9 protein-coding genes and 3 pseudogenes are annotated in these 17,168 nt (G+C 65.3%); 4 read left to right on the top strand and 8 right to left on the bottom strand.

Annotation, left to right across the window (positions count from 1 at the left end):
* Positions 1 to 78 precede the first annotated feature (78 nt).
* On the bottom strand, positions 79 to 1,776 hold the full coding sequence (locus ACUXVA_RS03490; protein WP_445490848.1) for an ATP-dependent DNA ligase: 1,698 nt from the start codon (positions 1,774 to 1,776) through the stop codon (positions 79 to 81).
* Complete coding sequence (locus ACUXVA_RS03485) at positions 1,773 to 2,813, bottom strand: ligase-associated DNA damage response exonuclease (RefSeq protein ID WP_265081569.1); 1,041 nt, start codon at positions 2,811 to 2,813, stop codon at positions 1,773 to 1,775. Before ACUXVA_RS03485 ends, ACUXVA_RS03490 begins: the two co-directional genes overlap by 4 nt.
* Before the next feature lie 78 nt (positions 2,814 to 2,891).
* Between ACUXVA_RS03485 and ACUXVA_RS03480 the strand changes: the two genes are divergently transcribed.
* Complete coding sequence (locus tag ACUXVA_RS03480) at positions 2,892 to 3,824, top strand: class I SAM-dependent DNA methyltransferase (RefSeq protein ID WP_265081570.1); 933 nt, start codon at positions 2,892 to 2,894, stop codon at positions 3,822 to 3,824.
* A gap of 109 nt (positions 3,825 to 3,933) precedes the next feature.
* Here the strand turns inward: ACUXVA_RS03480 and ACUXVA_RS03475 are convergent, their stop codons facing one another.
* From ACUXVA_RS03475 to ACUXVA_RS03465, 3 genes are all read right to left on the bottom strand, one after another.
* Positions 3,934 to 5,295: an outer membrane protein gene (locus ACUXVA_RS03475; protein WP_265081571.1), complete on the bottom strand. Its 1,362-nt coding sequence runs from the start codon at positions 5,293 to 5,295 to the stop codon at positions 3,934 to 3,936.
* 141 nt (positions 5,296 to 5,436) lie between these two features.
* Positions 5,437 to 6,810: an outer membrane protein gene (locus ACUXVA_RS03470; protein WP_265081572.1), complete on the bottom strand. Its 1,374-nt coding sequence runs from the start codon at positions 6,808 to 6,810 to the stop codon at positions 5,437 to 5,439.
* A gap of 374 nt (positions 6,811 to 7,184) precedes the next feature.
* The gene (locus ACUXVA_RS03465) at positions 7,185 to 8,564 is read right to left on the bottom strand and encodes an outer membrane protein (protein ID WP_445490844.1); all 1,380 of its coding nucleotides are present in this window, start codon (positions 8,562 to 8,564) and stop codon (positions 7,185 to 7,187) included.
* 368 nt (positions 8,565 to 8,932) lie between these two features.
* Between ACUXVA_RS03465 and ACUXVA_RS03460 the strand changes: the two are divergent.
* The 3 genes and pseudogenes from ACUXVA_RS03460 (at position 8,933) to pdeM (ending at position 13,716) form a co-directional block, all read left to right on the top strand.
* Positions 8,933 to 10,163: pseudogene (locus ACUXVA_RS03460) on the top strand (ABC transporter substrate-binding protein).
* 135 nt (positions 10,164 to 10,298) lie between these two features.
* A pseudogene (locus ACUXVA_RS03455) lies at positions 10,299 to 12,925 on the top strand (ligase-associated DNA damage response DEXH box helicase).
* Positions 12,926 to 13,023: 98 nt separating this feature from the next.
* Positions 13,024 to 13,716, top strand: a complete 693-nt coding sequence (gene pdeM, locus ACUXVA_RS03450) for a ligase-associated DNA damage response endonuclease PdeM (RefSeq protein ID WP_445490842.1) — start codon at positions 13,024 to 13,026, stop codon at positions 13,714 to 13,716.
* Between the two features lie 15 nt (positions 13,717 to 13,731).
* Here the strand turns inward: pdeM and ACUXVA_RS03445 are convergent.
* The 3 genes and pseudogenes from ACUXVA_RS03445 to ACUXVA_RS03435 form a co-directional block, all read right to left on the bottom strand.
* Positions 13,732 to 14,539 (bottom strand): annotated as a pseudogene (locus ACUXVA_RS03445) (enoyl-CoA hydratase/isomerase family protein).
* 152 nt (positions 14,540 to 14,691) lie between these two features.
* Positions 14,692 to 15,852 carry an acyl-CoA dehydrogenase family protein gene (locus ACUXVA_RS03440; protein WP_445490840.1) on the bottom strand — a complete coding sequence of 387 codons (1,161 nt, stop codon included), beginning with the start codon at positions 15,850 to 15,852 and terminating at the stop codon, positions 14,692 to 14,694.
* A gap of 37 nt (positions 15,853 to 15,889) precedes the next feature.
* Positions 15,890 to 16,954 (bottom strand): acyl-CoA dehydrogenase family protein, encoded by a 1,065-nt coding sequence (locus ACUXVA_RS03435; protein WP_265081578.1) that lies wholly within the window; start codon positions 16,952 to 16,954, stop codon positions 15,890 to 15,892.
* Between the last annotated feature and the right edge of the window lie 214 nt (positions 16,955 to 17,168).

Genomic DNA, 17,168 nt, shown 5'->3' with positions numbered 1-17,168 from the left:
GGCCGGCGCGCAATTGCGCGCAAGGACCGGGCGACCCAGTAAACGCCGGCAGCCGCGCTCATGCGCAACCGACAGCGTTTACTGGATCCCTGCTTTCGCAGGGATGAGAGCCGGGGAGGGTGACACCTCCTGTGCCTCCGCCTTCAGCAGGCGCTCCAGCGTCTCGAGCCGATCCGCTTCCGCCGGCGGCTTGTCCCAGCGCAGTCGACTGATGCGCGGAAACCGCATAGCGACGCCGGACTTGTGCCGAGGCGAGCGCGCCAGGCCCTCGAACGCGACTTCCAGCACAAGGCCCTGATCCGGCTCGTGCACCACGTGGCGCACCGGTCCGAATTTCTCGGTGGTGTTGCGGCGGACGAAGCGGTCGATCTGCAGCAGTTCCTCGTCGGTGAAGCCGAAATAGGCCTTGCCCACCGGCACCAGCTGGTCGCCGCCTTCGCCCGCGGTCCAGACGCCGAACGTGTAATCCGAATAATAGGACGAGCGCTTGCCGTGGCCCCGCTGCGCATACATCAGCACGGCGTCGATGATATGCGGATCGCGTTTCCACTTCCACCACTGGCCCTTCGGCCGCCCCGGCAGATAGGCGGCGTCGCGCCGCTTCAGCATCACGCCCTCGACGGCATCGGCGTCGTCACCTGCACCCGCGCTGGCAGGATCGGCGCGGGCGGCGGTGAGGTCGGCCCAGGCGGCAAACGGGATCGTCGGCGACAGGTCGATGCGGGAATCGTCGAGCTGCTTCACAAAGGCCTCGAGCTTCGTGCGGCGCTGTTCGAACGGCAGCTCGCGCAGATCGTTCTCGCCATCGCCCAGGAGGTCATAGGCGCGCAGATGGATCGGATAGTCCTTGATCAGCTTGGCCGAGACGACCTTGCGGTTCAGCCGCTGCTGCAGCACGTTGAATGACTGCACCCGACTGTCGCGCAGCACCAGCAGCTCGCCGTCGATGGCCCCGGGCAGCCGCAGGCTTGGCAGCAGATCGGGAAAGCTCGCGGTGATGTCCTCGCCGCTGCGCGAGTACAGCCGCGCGACGATATTGCCCTTGTCGTCGCGGCCGCTGACGGCCTGGATGCGGATGCCGTCCCATTTCCATTCGGCGATATAGTGCGTGGGATCGAGATGGGTGAAGTCGCCGTCCTCGATGGCATGCGCCAGCATCACCGGTCGGAACGGCGCCGGATCGAGATTGACGGGTTTTTCCGCGCGGCCTTCCAGCCAGGCGAACAGTTCCGGATAGGGCGGCGCCAGCCCCGGCCACATCAGCTCGACGTCGTGCGGGTCCTTGTCGCCGAGCGCCGCTGCGGCGGTCTTGGCCAGCCGCGCCGAGACGCCGATCCGCATGCCGCCGGTGACCAGCTTCAGCAGGGCCCAGCGCCCGGTTTCGTCGAGTTCATCGAGCCAGCGCGCCGGCTGTGCCGGCAGTTCGGCCTTGCCGAGCGTGCGCAACGTGGTGACGACTTCGGTCAGCGTCGGCGGCGGCGGATTGTTGTGGGCCAGCAGCTCCGCCTTCGGCCACATCAGCGCCACGGTCTCCGAGAGATCGCCGACATAATCGTAGGACAGTGCGAACAACACCGGGTCGGTACGCGCGGAGATCAGGTCGCGAATCAATCCGGCCTTGGCGTGCTTGAACGACAGCGCACCGGTCAGCGCCGCCAGCGCATAGCCGCGGTCGGGATCGGCGGTCTCGCGAAAGTAAGACGTGATCAGCCGCAGCTTGTTGTTGCGGCCGGGCTCGTAAGCGAGGCGGTCGAGCAGTTCGGCGAAGCGGTTCATGCCTCCATCGCCTCATCCGCCGGCAGCGTTTCCGATTCGTCCTCGTCGCCATAGCCGACCAGCGCCAGCGGTCGCGCGAGCAGGCCCTTGGTCTGGCACCAGTGCACCAGCGCGTCCTCCTGGCCGTGGGTGACCCAGATCTCGCCGGCACCGGTGGCGCCGATGGTGGCGATCAGCCCGTCCCAGTCGGCATGGTCGGAAATCACCAGCGGCAGTTCGACGCCGCGCTGGCGGGCACGGGCGCGGACCCGCATCCAGCCGGATGCAAAGGCTGTCACCGGATCGGGAAAACGCCGCGTCCACACATCCGACGTCGCCGACGGCGGCGCCAGCGTGATGGTGCCGGCGAGATCGGCCTTCTTCATCCCCTTGACCGGGCGAAGGTCGCCGAGATCGATGCCGCGGCTTTCGTAGTAGCGCGTGATCTTCTCCATGGCGCCATGCAGGTAGATCGGTGCGTCGTAGCCGGTGGCGCGGATCAGCGCGATGACACGTTGTGCCTTCCCCAGCGAGTAGGCACCGACCAGATGCGCGCGTTCCGGGAACAGCGCGACGGAGTCGAGCAGCTTCTTCACCTCGAGCGCGGCGTCGCCATGGCGGAACACCGGCAGGCCGAAGGTGGCCTCGGTGATGAACACGTCGCACGGCACCACCTCGAACGCCGCACACGTCGGGTCCGGCGCATCCTTGTAGTCGCCCGATGCGACGATGCAGATGTCTTTACAGGTGACGGCGATCTGCGCCGAGCCCAGCACATGGCCGGCGGGATGGCACTTGATGGTGACCTCGCCGAGTTTCAGCGTCTCGCCATAGGCTATCGCCTGCGTGCTGCCGGCAAAGTTGTCGCCATAACGCAGCCGCATCATGTCGAGGGTTTCCTGCGTCGCCAGCACGTGGCCGTGGCCCGGCCGGGCGTGGTCGGAATGGCCGTGGGTGATCACCGCGCGCTCGACCGGGCGGACGGGATCGATATGGAAGCCGCCCGGCTTGCAGCACAGGCCGGCAGGGACCGGGATAAGAATGTCTTGTGGACGCATCTGGGCTATATAGGTCCGCGCGGGGTTCATTCGAGTCGGCTGATCTGACGAATGCACCGCCTCCCGATCGGTTCCCCCATGCCCGCACGCCTGTTCATGTCATCAGGCGATCTGAACGCGGACCGCCGCTTCGACTATGCCCGCGACCTGCAGGTGCAGGGCGATCTGGTGGCGGCGGAGGACCTGTTCGTGCAGGCCACCGACCTCGCCCCGGGCTTTGCCACCGCCTGGTTCGTGCTCGGCGAAGTCCGGGAACAGCTCGGCGACACCGAAGGCGCGATCCTGGCGTTCCGCAGCGCGCGGCGCACCGATGCGGGCGACCGCAACGGCGCCGCGCTGCGGCTGATGCGGCTCGGCGACGTCGCGGTGGCGGCGATGCCGCCGACCTATGTCAGCGCGCTGTTCGACCAGTACGCGCCAAAATTCGATATGGCGCTGGTGAAGACGCTGGGCTATCGCGGCCCGGCGGTGTTGTTCGATGCCGTCCACGCGGCCTGTGCCGCTGCCGATCGTCCGATGCAATTTGCCCGCGGCATCGATCTCGGCTGCGGCACCGGTCTGGCGGCTGTCGCCTTCGCCGCCAACAACGGCGCCATGATCGGCATCGATCTGTCGCCGCGGATGATCGAGCGTGCCCACGCGACCGGTCTGTATGCCGAGCTTGAAGTGGCTGAGATCGTCGAGGGACTTCGTCACCGCGCCGACGCCAGCGCCGATCTGGTGCTCGGCGCCGATGTGCTGATCTATCTGCATGATCTGGCACCGGTGCTGGCCGAGACCGCGCGCGTGCTGACGCCCGGCGGTCTGCTGGCGTTCACCGTGGAAACCCACAATGGCGAGGGCGTCGTGCTCGGCGCCGGGCTTCGTTACGCCCACGGCATCGCCTGCGTCCGCGCTGCGCTGGCGTCAGCCGGCCTGACGCTGCTGTCCCTGGAGGCCGTCTCGGCCCGTACCGAGGCCGGTGCGCCGGTGCCGGGCCTGGTGGCCGTGGCGGTCAGGCCGCACGGCTAGCAACCATCGCCATCACACGGATCGAACGGCGCTGTTCGTTCCACCTATCCCCACAAACAAAAACCCCGGCCGCGAGGCCGGGGTTTTGAAGTTTCGGAGTTCGTTGGGATCAGAACCTGGCGATGACCGGGGTGTCGAAATGATAGTTCAGGCCGGTCCGGAAGATGTGCTCGGTGACGCTCGTTGAAAACGTGTGCGTCGCGCCGAGCGCGGTGAAGCTGCCGGTGCTGCGTCCGAGATCAACGTAAAGATACTCGGTCTTCGACGTCCAGTTCGGTGCGGCCCAGCCGAAGAACTGCATGGGACGCTCGATGCCGCCGCCGGCGGTCCAGCCGCCGCGGCTGTTCTTGAACGTGAAGGCGGCGGTACCGCCTGTCGTGGCTTGGGCAACAACGTCGGTCTTGACCTCGCCATAGGCAAAGCCGCCGGTTGCATAAAACAGTGTCGATCCCACCGTATAGCCGAGCCGTCCGCGCGCCCTGCCGAGCCAGGACAGTTTCTGGTCAAGCGCGATCGACAGCGCGGTGGTGCACAGGGTGAGGCAGGCCTTGTCGTCCTTTTGCGTCGATCCCTGGAAATCGGCCTCGACGCCGGCGACCCACGCGCCCGACTGCCAGTTGTAGCCAACCTGCCCGCCGCCGAGGAAGCCCTGCGGGACGAGGTCGAACTGTTCGTTATAGGCGCCGACCGCGTAGGAGCTGCGGTTGCGGCCGTAGCCGGAGCCGAAATTGCCGCCGACATAGCTGCCCGACCAGTTTGCCGGCGCCGGCGGTGCATAGGCGGCGACGCTGCCGATCCGGTAGTTCAGTCCGGCGCGGAAGATGTTGTCGCGATAGTTGGTATCGACGGTGTGCGGCACGGTGGCAAACGTATAGCTGCCGGTGCGCGAACCGAGATCCAGATACAGATATTCGAGTTTGCCGGTCCAGTTGCCGCCGAGCGCGGCTTCGACGCCGCTGCCGATGGCGTAGCCGGTGCGGACCTGTTCGTTGACGAAAGTGCCGGTTGATACGGCCGGTGCCAGGCCGCCGAATGTTGCCGGCGTCGCGGTCTCAACGATACTGGTCTTCACGTTGCCGTAAGCGAAGCCGCCGGTGAAATAGCCCAGCACCGGCCCGGTGGTGTAGCCGATCCGCCCGCGTACGGTGCCGAACCAGTCCAGCTTGCGATCGAGTTGCACACGGTTCGTCGCTGAACAGACGAACAGGCAGGCGTCGTCTTGCTGACCGGCCCCCTGGATGTCGGCTTCGAGGCCGAGCACCCAATTTTTTATCTGCCAGTTGTAGCCGGCCTGGATGCCGCCGATGGCACCGAACGGTGACAGGTGGGTCTGCTCGGACGACCGGGCGGGAATCGACAGTCGGGTCAGGTCGCGCCCGACGCCCACTCCGGCGTTGACGCCCAGATAGAACCCACTCCAGTCATAGGCCGCCGCCAGTGCGGGTGCCTTGGTGTAGGGTTTCACCGGCATATCAGCGGCTTGCGCGCCTGCTGTCTGCGGCGAATCGGACACACTTTGCAACAATACCTCTGAAGTCCGCGGGAGGCGGGCCCACAAACAAAAACCCCGGCCGCGAGGCCGGGGTTTTGAAGTTTCGGGAGTTTGCCGGGATCAGTACCTGGCAACGACCGGGGTGTTGAAGTGGTAGTTCAGGCCGGTGCGGAAGATGTGTTCGGTGACGCTGGTGGTAGCGACCGTGGTGTTGACGGTGTTCGAGGTCGAGCCGAGATCGACATAGAGATATTCGGCCTTCGAGGTCCAGTTCGGCCCGAACAGGCCGAATAGCTGAAACGGGGTTTCGAGACCCGCGCCCGCGGTCCAGCCGCTCCTTGTGGTCGAGGCATTGACCGCCTGGACGCCGTCTTCACTGATTTTGGTCTTCACCCCGCCGTAAGCGTAACCGCCGGTGGCGTAGAACAAGGTCGAACCGACCGAGTAACCGAGGCGACCGCGAACGGTTCCGAACCACGGCAACTTGGCGTCATAGGCGACGCTGCCGAAGCCAACCACGGTCTTGTTATCGCGCTGGCTGGAGGCCTGGATGTCGGTTTCCAGACCGTAGACCCAGTTCGCGGCCTGCCAGTTATAACCAAGCTGCACGCCGCCATTGATGCCATCGGGAGCGAGGTTGAAGACCTCGTTTGCGCCCGGGTCGTCGGGAAGGTCGGCAGGTTTGACAAGGCTGCTGCGATCGCGGCCGGTGCCGGAGCCGACGTTGCCGCCGAGGTACCAGCCGGTCCAGTCGGCTGCGGCGACCGGCACGTAAGCGCTGTTGCCGCCGACGCGATAATTCAGCCCGACGCGAAAGATGTTCTCGCGAACTTCGGTGTTGAGCGTCTGCGGGCCGAACGCGTAGCTGTTGTTGCCCATGTTCAGGTAGAGATGTTCGATCTTGCCGGTCCAGTTGCCGCCAAGTGCCGCTTCAACACCGCTGCCGACGACCCAGCCGTTCTGGATCTTGTTGGTCGAGAACACCGTCCCGGCATTATCGAAGCTGATGCTGGTCTTGACGTTGCCGTAAGCATAACCGCCGGTGACGTAGCTGAGCACGGGACCGGTGGCGCGGCCGATGCGGCCGCGAACCGTACCGAACCAGTCGATCCTCTGATTGTAGGCGGTCGGCAGCAACGGGCCGCCCAGATTGGTGCGGTCATCGCTCAGGCCAGCGCCTTGGATGTCGGCTTCGAGGCCGAAGACGACCGGGCCGAGCATGGAGCCGGTCTGCCAGTTGTAGCCGACCTGACCGCCGCCGAGAGCACCTTGCGGTGACAGGTAAATCGACTCGGTCCCCAAAACCCCGGCGTTATGGACAGCACGATCCCGGCCGAGCCCGATGCCCGCGTTGACGCCCAGATAGAAGCCGCTCCAGTCGTAAACGGCCACCACCGGCGCCTTGTAGTAGGGGGCTTTCGCAGCCATGTCGGCGGCCTGCGCGCCGGCGGTCAAACCGAGAAGCGTCGCGGTGGCAAGGAAAAGGCGCTTCATGAGGATTCCAGTTCGGCTGGCCGTCCATGGGGACATATGGATTTTGTCCGTAACGCTGAAGTTACGGCCTGTGGTAATTGGATAATGCTGCTCTCAGGTTAATTTTGTTCCCGCAAATAGCCGGGCATTTGCCGCAAAGCGAAAACCCCGGCCGCGAGGCCGGGATTTTCGTTTCAGCGTGGCCGTTGGCCGTGGCCGTCAGGCCGCAAGGCCAGGCGCCGTGCTTGCGGGCGAAGCATCAAGAGGCTGCAAGGGACGCCGGATTGCTTCATCGGAAGGACACCTCGCGATGACGGCGGAAGGGCCTGAGCACTCTGCAAACAAAAACCCCGGCCGCGACGCCGGGGTTTTGAAGTTTCGGGAGTTTGCCGGGATCAGTACTTGGCAACGACCGGGGTGTTGAAGTGGTAGTTCAGGCCGGTGCGGAAGATGTGCTCCTTGACCGAGGTGGACGAGGTGAGCGCAGCCGCTCCGACACCGGGAACAGTTCCGACGAAGGCGTTCGAGCTGGAACCCAGATCGACATAGAGGTATTCGGTCTTCGAGGTCCAGTTCGGCCCGAACAGGCCGAGCAGCTTGAACGGGGTCTCGATGCCGCCGCCGACTGCGTAGCCATCCCCAGTCTTGGAGAAGCTGGCAATCTGGACGCCGCCAGCGTTGATCTTGGTCTTTACGCTGCCGTAAGCGTAACCGCCGGTGGCGTAGAACAGGGTCTGACCGACCGAGTAGCCGAGGCGACCGCGAACGGTACCGAACCAGGGAAGCTTCTGGTCATAGGCGACGCCGCCCAGAGCGACCGTGGTCTTGTTGTCCTTCTGGCTGGAGCCCTGGATGTCGGCTTCGATGCCGTAAACCCAGTTGCCGGCCTGCCAGTTGTAGCCGGCCTGCACGCCGCCAACGACGCCGTCGGGAACCAGGTTGAAGGACTCAACCCCGGGGGCGCCGGCAAGCGTGCTGCGATTGCGGCCGATACCGGATCCGACGTTGCCGCCGAGATACCAGCCGGTCCAGTTCGCCGCCACCGGGGCGGTGTAGCCGGCATTGGTGCCGCCGATGCGGTAGTTCAGGCCGACGCGGAACAGGCTTTCGCGGAATTCGCTGGCGTAGACCTGGCCGGCGAACGCATCGCTCTTGTTGCCGAGGTTCAGGTAGAGATATTCGATCTTGCCGGTCCAGTTGCCGCCGAGCGCGGCTTCAACGCCGGAGCCGACGGTCCAGCCGCCCTGCGTGCGGTTGTTGGTGAACGCGGTCGCGCCGCCTTCGGTGATCGTGGTCTTGACGTTGCCATAGGCGTAACCGCCGGTGAAGTAGCTCAACACCGGACCGGTCGCGAGACCGACGCGGCCGCGAACCGTGCCGAACCAGTCGTTCTTGGTGTTGTAGGTGGTCAGCGTCCCGCCGATCAGCCCGCCGCCAACGGCAGGATAACCGTCCGAGAGGCCGGCGCCCTGGATGTCGGCTTCGATGCCGTACACGATCGGGCCGAGCAGCGAATCAGCCTGCCAGTTGTAGCCGATCTGACCGCCGCCGAAGCCGCCGTTCGGGGCCTGGTACAGCGAATCGCCGGTGAAGCTGTGTCCGGTGCGGTCGCGGGCAGTGCCGACACCGGCGTTCACGCCGATGTAGAAGCCGGTCCAGTTGTAGACCGAAACGAGCGGCGCCTTGTAATAGGGGGCCTTGGCGGCCATGTCGGCGGCCTGCGCACTTACAGCGGTTCCGAGGAGCGCGGCGCTGGCAAGAAGGATACGTTTCATTAGAGACCCCGATTAATTTGAAGTCCGAAAATACTGGAGATCCCCCGGATTGTCTGTGCCCAGGCCGCCACAGTGCCTTGAAATGCAACCTGGCCTCGCCGGAATGACGTTAAAGTTGGGCTGCCCGGCCGCCGCCACCCCCCGGATATGGCCGATGGCGCATTGCCGGACGGCGGCGCCGCGCAAGGCAGGCGCGCCGCATTGATTCGCGGCGATTGGGAACTCCGGAAAATCCCAGCCTGTCAGGGCACTTGCCATCCAAACCGGCCCCGCACAGGATGACCGCAGGCCGTCAAAGCGTCGAACGGACGCACGGCTCAAGAAAATGGCCCGCACAAGCGGAGCCGGGCATCAGGGGAGAAAACCACATGGCTGCGCGTCACATCTGCGTCATACGGTCAGCGGCTGTCGCCGCCATCGCGACAACCCTGGCAGCAACGGCGCCCGGGGCGCTTGCCGCCGACAAGAAATACGATCCCGGCGCCACCGACACCGAAATCAAGATCGGTCAGACCATCCCGCATAGCGGCCCCGGCTCGCTCTATGGCGTGCTCGGCCGTGTCGGCGAAGCCTATTTCCAGCAGCTCAACGAAAGCGGTGGCATCAACGGCCGCAAGATCAAGTTCCTGACCATGGACGATTCCTACAGCGCGCCCAAGGCGGTGGAGGCAACGCGCCGGCTGGTCGAGCAGGATGAGGTGCTGGCGCTGTACGGTTCGCTGGGCACCGCGCCGCAGACCGCCGTGCACAAATATCTCAACAGCAAGGGCGTGCCGCAATTGCTGCTGAACACCGGGGCCTCGAAGTGGAACGACCCGAAGAACAACAAATGGACCATGGCCGGGCTGCCGCTGTATCCGACCGAGGCGCAAATTCTGGCGAAATACGTTCTCAGCGTGAAGCCCAACGCCAAGGTCGCCATTCTCTACCAGAACGACGATTTCGGCCGCGATTTTCTCGCGCCGTTCAAGAAGGTGCTGGCAGAGGCCGGTGGCAAGGCGTCGGTGATCGCGGAGCAAAGCTACGATCTCACCGAGCCCACGGTGGATTCTGCAGCCGATCAACCTGTCGAAGTCCGGCGCCGACGTCTTTTATAACATCACCACTGGCAAGGCGACGTCGCAGTCGATCCGCAAGGTGGTCGAACTCGGCTGGAAGCCACTGCAATTGCTGTCGGCGGGCTCGACGGGGCGTTCGATCCTCGACGCCGCAGGTCTGGACAACGCCAAGGGCATCGTTTCGATCGCCTATGGCAAGGACATCGGCGCGCCGCGCTACGCCAAGGATCCCGACGTCATGGCGTTCGAAGCGCTGCGGGCCAAATATCTGCCGAACATCGCCGCGGACAATTCCATCGCGTTCTTCGGCTATGGCCAGGCGGTGTCCATGGCCGAGATCCTGCGCCGCTGCGGCGACGAACTGACCCGCGAAAACGTGCTGAAGCAGGCCATCGGCCTCAACGGTTTTCGTGCGCCGCAGATGCTGCAGGGCGTCAGCTACAGCTACACCGCCACCGACTATGCGCCGATGAAAACTCTGTTCACCCAGCAGTTCGACGGCAAGGACTGGGTGCTGTCGGACAAGCCGGTCACGGAATAGCGGGACGCCTCACGACGTCATTGCGAGCCTCCGGGTCCGGCTCCGCGAAGCAATCCAGCAAGCCACAGGCAAGACTGGATTGCTTCGTCGCAAGGGCGCCTCGCAATGACGGGCGTGAATGCCTAGCTTCTCCCTGTGCCTCCGCGAAAACCCGTTCCGCCGCCTGAACTGCCCGAGATATTCACGCGCTGGTTCGCCGCGCGCGGCTGGTCGCCGCGCGCGCACCAGCTGGAACTGCTTGCCAAGGCCCGCGCCAATCGCTCGGCCCTGCTGATCGCTCCCACCGGCGCCGGCAAGACGCTGGCCGGATTTCTGCCGACGCTGGTGGAGTTGAGTGGGGATGAAGAAAAAGCGCTGTCGCTCCCCTCTCCCCCCGCCTTGCGAAGCTTCGCTTCGCTTGGGGGAGGGGAAAGAAAGATCCCTCGTCTCCACCGGCAACGGCGTGCAGCGCACCGGCGGCCTGCACACGCTGTACATCTCGCCGTTGAAAGCGCTGGCCGTCGATATTGCGCGCAATCTGGAAGCGCCGATCGCCGAGATCGGGCTGCCCATCAAGGTCGAGACCCGCACCGGCGACACACCGGTGTCGCGCCGCGCCCGGCAGCGCCGCTATCCGCCGGACATCTTGCTCACCACGCCGGAACAGCTGGCGCTGCTGCTGTCGTCCGACGATGCGCCGTTTCTGTTCGGCTCGCTGAAGCGCATCGTGCTCGACGAGCTGCATGCGCTGGTGACCTCGAAGCGCGGCGACCTCTTGTCGCTTGGGCTGGCGAGATTGTGGCAGCCTGGCGCCTGATATCCGCGCCATCGGCCTGTCTGCCACGGTGGCCGAGCCGGAATCGCTGGCGCGGTTTCTGGTGCCGCAGCCGGTGGGTGCCATAGCCGCGGCCGATATCGTGGTCGCCGGCGGCGCTGCCGCACCCATCGTGGAGATGCTCGACACCAAAGAGCGGTTGCCGTGGGCCGGCCATTCGGCGCGCCATGCGCTCAATGAAATTTACGACCTGATCAAGGGCAACAAGACCACGCTGGTGTTCGTCAACACCCGCAGCCAGGCCGAGATGCTGTTCCAGGAACTCTGGCGCATGAACGACGACAACCTGGCCATCGCCCTGCATCACGGCTCGCTGGATGTGGCGCAGCGCCGCAAGGTCGAGGACGCCATGGCCGCCGGCCGATTGCAGGGCGTGGTCTGTACCTCGTCGCTCGATCTCGGCGTCGACTGGGGCGACGTCGATCTGGTGATCAATGTCGGCGCGCCCAAGGGCGCGTCGCGGCTGATGCAGCGCATCGGCCGTGCCAACCACCGCCTCAACGAGGCCTCGCGCGCGGTGCTGGTGCCGGCCAACCGCTTTGAGGTGCTGGAATGTGCCGTGGCCATCGATGCTGTGGCGGAGAACGCGCAGGACACGCCGCCGTTGCGCACCGGCGCGCTCGACGTGCTGGCGCAGCACATCCTCGGCTGCGCCTGCGGCAAGCCTTTCCTGGCCGACGAACTCTACGACGAGATGCTGTCCGCCGCGCCCTATGCCGAGCTCAGCCGCGTCGATTTCGACGACACCCTCGATTTCGTGGCCTCCGGCGGCTACGCGCTGAAGACTTATGAGCGCTTCGCGCGCATCAAGCAGGACAAGGCGGGATACTGGCGCGTCACCAATCCCAAGGTGCGGCAGATGTACCGCATGAATGTCGGCACCATCGTCGAGGATACCATGCTGAAGGTGCGGCTGGTGCGCGGCGGCCGCGGCGGCGACCAGGGAAAAAGCAAGGGATCCACCGGCATGATCGCGCGCGGCGGTCGCATGCTCGGCCAGATCGAGGAGTACTTCATCGAGAACCTGGTGGTCGGCGACACCTTCGTGTTTGGCGGCGAGGTGGTGCGCTACGAAGCGCTGATGGAAGATCAGGTCTATGTGTCGCGCGCCCACGACAAGGACGCACGGGTGCCGTCCTATATGGGCGGCAAGTTTCCGCTCTCCACCTATCTCGCCGAACGGGTGCGCAATCTGCTGGCCGACAAGCGCGCATGGAGCACGCTCCCCGACCAGGTGCGCGACTGGCTGTCGCTGCAGGCCGATCTGTCACTGGTGCCTGGTGCGCGCGAGCTGATCGTCGAGACGTTTCCGCGCGCCAATAAGAATTACCTGGTGTGCTATCCGTTCGAGGGCCGTCTCGCGCATCAGACGCTGGGCATGTTGCTGACGCGCCGGCTGGAGCGCGGCGGTGCCCGGCCGCTCGGCTTCGTCGCCAATGAATATGCGCTGGCGGTGTGGAGTCTCGGCGACATGTCGCACATGATCCGCCACGGCACGCTCGATCTCGACGCGCTGTTCGATCCCGACATGCTGGGTGACGACCTCGAGGCATGGCTGGCGGAATCCGCACTGATGAAGCGCACCTTCCGCACTTGCGCGGTGATCTCCGGCCTGGTACCGCGGCGCTTTACCGGCGAGGAAAAGAGCAAGCGCCAGGTGCTGTTCTCGACCGACCTGATCTACGACGTGCTGCGCAAGCACCAGCCCGATCACGTGCTGCTGCGCGCCGCCCGCGCCGACGCCGCCACCGGCCTGCTCGATATCCGTCGCCTCAGCGACGCGCTGACGCGAATCAAGGGCAGCATCATTCACCGGGAACTCGACCGGGTGTCGCCGCTGGCGGTGCCGGTGATGCTGGAAATCGGCCGCGAACCGGTGTACGGCGAAGCGTCAGACGAGTTGCTGGCGGAAGCCGCCGAGGAGCTTGTCAGGGAAGCCACGTCGTAGCGATCGGTAGCCCGGATGGAGCGAAGCGCAATCCGGGGCTGTGGAGCTGAAACGAGGGTCCCGGATTGCGCTACGCTCCATCCGGGCTACAAAAGAGCATGCACCGCGAATCGACCCTCACAGATATCAACGCCGTCACCCTCGCCGGCGTCACGCTCCATGCCGATCTGTCCGGCGCGTTGTACTGGGAAGAGCAGCGCCTGCTGGCGGTCTCCGACCTGCATCTGGAGAAGGGCTCCAGCTTCGCCATGCGCGGCACGCTGCTGCCGCCCTACGATACCATTGCCACTTTGGGCCGGCTCGGCGCGGTGATCGCGCGACACGATCCGCGCACAGTGATTGCGCTCGGCGATTCCTTCCATGATCGCAATGCCCATGAGCGGCTGTCGCAGCCGAACCGCGATGTCCTCAGTGCGCTGCAATTGCGCCGCGACTGGATCTGGATTTCCGGCAATCACGATCCCGCTTTGCCGTCCAATCTCGGCGGCGTGGTGGCGCAGGACGTCGCCATCGGCCCCATCGTGTTCCGCCACGAGCCGACCGGTGCTGCGGGCGAGATCGCCGGCCATCTGCATCCCAAGGCACGGGTGTCGACCCGCGGGCGTTCCATGGAGCGGCGCTGCTTTGCCAGCGATGGCGCGCGCGCCATCATGCCGGCCTTCGGCGCCTATACCGGCGGCCTGAACATCCGCGCTGCCGCCTTTGCGCGGATCTTCCAGACACTCGGCTTTGTCGCCCATGTGCTGGGCGACCGCCGGTTGCACGCCATTGCGGCGTCGCGCTGCCATTAAGGCCGCGCGAACGAATCAGCGTCCCTTGAAATTTGCCACCCGGCGTTCCTCGGTGGCCTTGACGCCTTCCTTGAAGTCTTCCGTGGCGCGCAGCCTTGTCTGTTCGGCCAGTTCATGCGTGGTTGCGGCAGCGACGCGGTCGGCGATGTTGCCTTTCATGGTAGCGCGGGTCGAGAGCAGGCCGAGCGGCGAGCATTCGGCGATTTCCTCGGCCAGCTTGATGGCAGCATCGCGCACCTCGGCCTGGGGAACGCAGAGGTTGGCGAGGCCCATCTTCAGCGCCTCTTCGCCGCCGACGCGGCGGCTGGTGTAGAACATCAGCTCGGCATTGTTCTTGCCGACGATCTCTGGCAGCGCCACGGTGAGGCCGAAACCAGGATGAAAGCCGAGCTTGGTGAAGTTGGCGGCGAAACGCGCCTCGGGGCAGGTGACTCGGAAATCCGCCGACACCGCGAGCCCAAGCCCTCCGCCGATGGCCGCGCCCTGCACGGCCGCAACGATCGGCTTTTTCGCGCGGAAGATCTCGCACGGCCTCCATGTAGAGATGGCCGATCGAGCCGAGGTTGTCGGCGGGATCGCCGCTCTTCGCCGCCGCTTCCGTTTCCTTGCGGTTGGGATCGCTGAAATCGGCGCCGGCGCAGAATGCCTTGCCCTGCGCGCACAGCACGGTGGCGCGGATCTCCGGATCGGCGTCGATGGCGTCAAGCGCATTGGCGATCTGCTGGATCAGCATGATGTCGAAGAAGTTGAACGGCGGCTTGCGGATCTCGATGATCGCGATGTGACCGCGGGTCTCGACGGCGATGTCTTTGTAGGTGGTCATGGAGTCTCCGTAAGGCTGATGATTGGAATATGTCGCAACTGGGCGCCGTCGCTCCCTCCCCCCGTTGGGGAGAGGGGGCACTGTAGAATAGAAGGCCCTCACCCGACCGGCTTTGCCGGTCGACCTCTCCCCAACGGGGAGAGGTGAAGAGTTCACCGCAGCCCCAGCCCGCGCGCGATGATGCCGCGCAGCACTTCGGTGGTGCCGCCCTGGATGGTCAGCTTCGGCGCGGTCTTGATGGCGAAGGACAGCATCTCGTCCAGGGTGGCGTGGTTCGACGGGTCGCCTTCGACGAAAGCGGCGAGCTCGCGGACCCGGTGCGGCAGTTGCTGCTCCCAGATGGTGCCGATGTCCTTGACGATGGAGGCTTCCACCACCGGCTCCTTGCCGGCCTGCAGCATGCCGGCCACCGACACCGACATCCGCCGCATGGTGTGCGGCTGCGCGACCAGACGGCCGATGCCCTCGGCGCTGCGGGTGTCCGGATTCTTGCCGACGGCGCGGACCAGCTCGGTCAGCACGTAATAGGTCTCGAGAAAGCGCTCCGGCCCCGATCGCTCATAAGCGAGTTCGGACGTTGCCTGTTTCCAAGCGCCGTCAAGTTCGCCGAGCATGTAGTCATCGGGGATGAAGTGGTCGGTGAACACCACCTCGTTGAACTCATACTGTCCGGTGATCTGCGCAATCGGGTTCACCGCGATGCCCGGCTTCTTCATGTCGACCAGAAACTGGGTCAGGCCGTGTCTGCGGTTCTCCTTGGTGGAGGGCGACGTCCGGAAGATGGCGATCATGTAGTCGGCGATGTGCGCCGAGGTGGTCCAGATCTTGCTGCCGTTGATCAGCCATCCGCCGTCGGTCTTGGTGGCCTTGGTCTTGGCCGCGAACAAGTCGGAGCCGGAGTTCGGCTCGCTCATGCCGATGGAGAAGCAGACTTCGCCGCGGCAGATGCGCGGCAGGATGTCCATCTTGATGTGCTCGGGCGCGTATTTCAGCAGCACCGGGCCGCTCTGGCGGTCGGCGACGAAGAAGCGCCGCACCGGCGCATTGGCCACGCGCATTTCCTCGGTGACGACGTAGCGCTCCAGGAAGCTGCGCTCGTGGCCGCCATATTGCTTCGGCCAGGTCATGCCGAGCCAGCCGCGTTCGCCGACGCGACGCGAAAATTCCGGCGCATCGGAATCCTCGCGCTGCGGCTTGTGCGGATCGAAGGTGCCGGCGGCGATCTCCTCGGCGAGGAAGGCGCGCACTTCGCGGCGCAGCACCTCGCATTCCTCGGGCAGGCGGATCGGATCGAAACGGAGGGCTGCGCTCATGGTCGGTCTCGTCTCAGAAGCAAGGGAAGTTCAGGGATCAGCGCGACGCCACCAGCGGCCACAATTCATCGGCGCCGCGCGCAGCAATCATCTTGCCGAGTTCGACGGCCCAGTAGCTCTCGGAGCCGAAATCGTCGCGCCAGGCCAGCGCGCGCAGCGTGTAGCAATGCAGGATGTGTTCCTGGGTGAAACCGATGGCGCCATGCACCTGATGGGCGATGGCGGCGCCCTTTTCGGCAGCTTCCGAACAACGGATTTTGGCTGCCGCCGCTTCGAGGAACACGGTCTCCTCGAATGCCGATCCGCTGGCGATGGCGTCGGCGGCCGAGGTGGCGGCGGCCAGCGCGGCGGCGGCTTCACCGGCGAGCCTGGCGAGGTTGTGCTGCACGGCCTGGAACTTGGAGATCTTCTTTTCGAAGGCGACGCGCTCGCCGGCGTAGCGCACGCTGATGTCGAGCATGGTTTCCAGCGCGCCCGCAATCTGCAGGCTGCGCGCCACCGCCCCCATCAGCATCAGCGACGTCTGATCGAAGCCATTGGGCGCCGGCTTGAGCACGATCGGCTGCACATTGTCGAAGATCACGGTGTCCGACGGATCGCTGGCGAGATTGAGTCCGGCCTCGATACGGCAGGCGCTGGCCGCGACCAGCGCGATGGATACGCCGCCGATGCCGCTGGCGATCACCGCGACGTGCCCCGCCTGGGTGGCAAACGGCACGCCGCGGGCACGGCCGGTCAGGCTGCCGTCGGCATTGATGGTGATGCGATCCTTGGGGCTCGCCGGTGCGACGGTCATCGTGTCGGCAGGCGACGCAATGCCGGCCTGCGCCAGCAGCCAGCCGGCCAGCATGGTTTCGGCAAGCGGCACTGCCACGGCGAAACGCCCGGCGGCGCCGAGCACGGCAAAACCTTCGGCGAGGCTCGCGCCGGAGCCGTCGTAGTCTTCAGCGACCCAGGACAGCGGCAGGCCGGCTTCGGTCAGCGCGTGCCACAGCGGCGCGACCCACGCGCCGTCCTTGCTCCTGCTGATGGCTTGCGCGTCGGCGAGATCGGCAAAAATACGTTCCGCGGTCTCGGCAACAATATTGTCGGTCTCCGTCACAGCGTTCCTCGTTGGCAAAGCGCACATCTCAATTCAACCGGCGGTGCGCCGGCGATGGAGTGCTGCCGTTTGTTGAGAATCATGATGGGCAAAAGGCGCTGTGAAGACAAGCGCGCATGTCCGCAGGGCGGCCTGCAGTGACGGCATGATGTATGGCGTTATTCCGTTCAACGGACTTCGTCGACGTATCCCGATCCGCCGGCGATATGGTACA

It is taken from the genome of Rhodopseudomonas sp. RCAM05734, assembly GCF_052658035.1.
This window is presented reverse-complemented; position numbering and strand designations above follow the sequence as displayed.

Bases quoted from the DNA above. Each gene is read 5' to 3' on its own strand.
- ACUXVA_RS03440 (WP_445490840.1), bottom strand. From the start codon at position 15,852: ATGAGCGCAGCCCTCCGTTTCGATCCGATCCGCCTGCCCGAGGAATGC.
- pdeM (WP_445490842.1), top strand. From the start codon at position 13,024: ATGCACCGCGAATCGACCCTCACAGATATCAACGCCGTCACCCTCGCC.
- ACUXVA_RS03485 (WP_265081569.1), bottom strand. From the start codon at position 2,813: ATGCGTCCACAAGACATTCTTATCCCGGTCCCTGCCGGCCTGTGCTGC.
- ACUXVA_RS03480 (WP_265081570.1), top strand. From the start codon at position 2,892: ATGCCCGCACGCCTGTTCATGTCATCAGGCGATCTGAACGCGGACCGC.
- ACUXVA_RS03475 (WP_265081571.1), bottom strand. From the start codon at position 5,295: ATGCCGGTGAAACCCTACACCAAGGCACCCGCACTGGCGGCGGCCTAT.
- ACUXVA_RS03470 (WP_265081572.1), bottom strand. From the start codon at position 6,810: ATGAAGCGCCTTTTCCTTGCCACCGCGACGCTTCTCGGTTTGACCGCC.
- ACUXVA_RS03490 (WP_445490848.1), bottom strand. From the start codon at position 1,776: ATGAACCGCTTCGCCGAACTGCTCGACCGCCTCGCTTACGAGCCCGGC.
- ACUXVA_RS03465 (WP_445490844.1), bottom strand. From the start codon at position 8,564: ATGAAACGTATCCTTCTTGCCAGCGCCGCGCTCCTCGGAACCGCTGTA.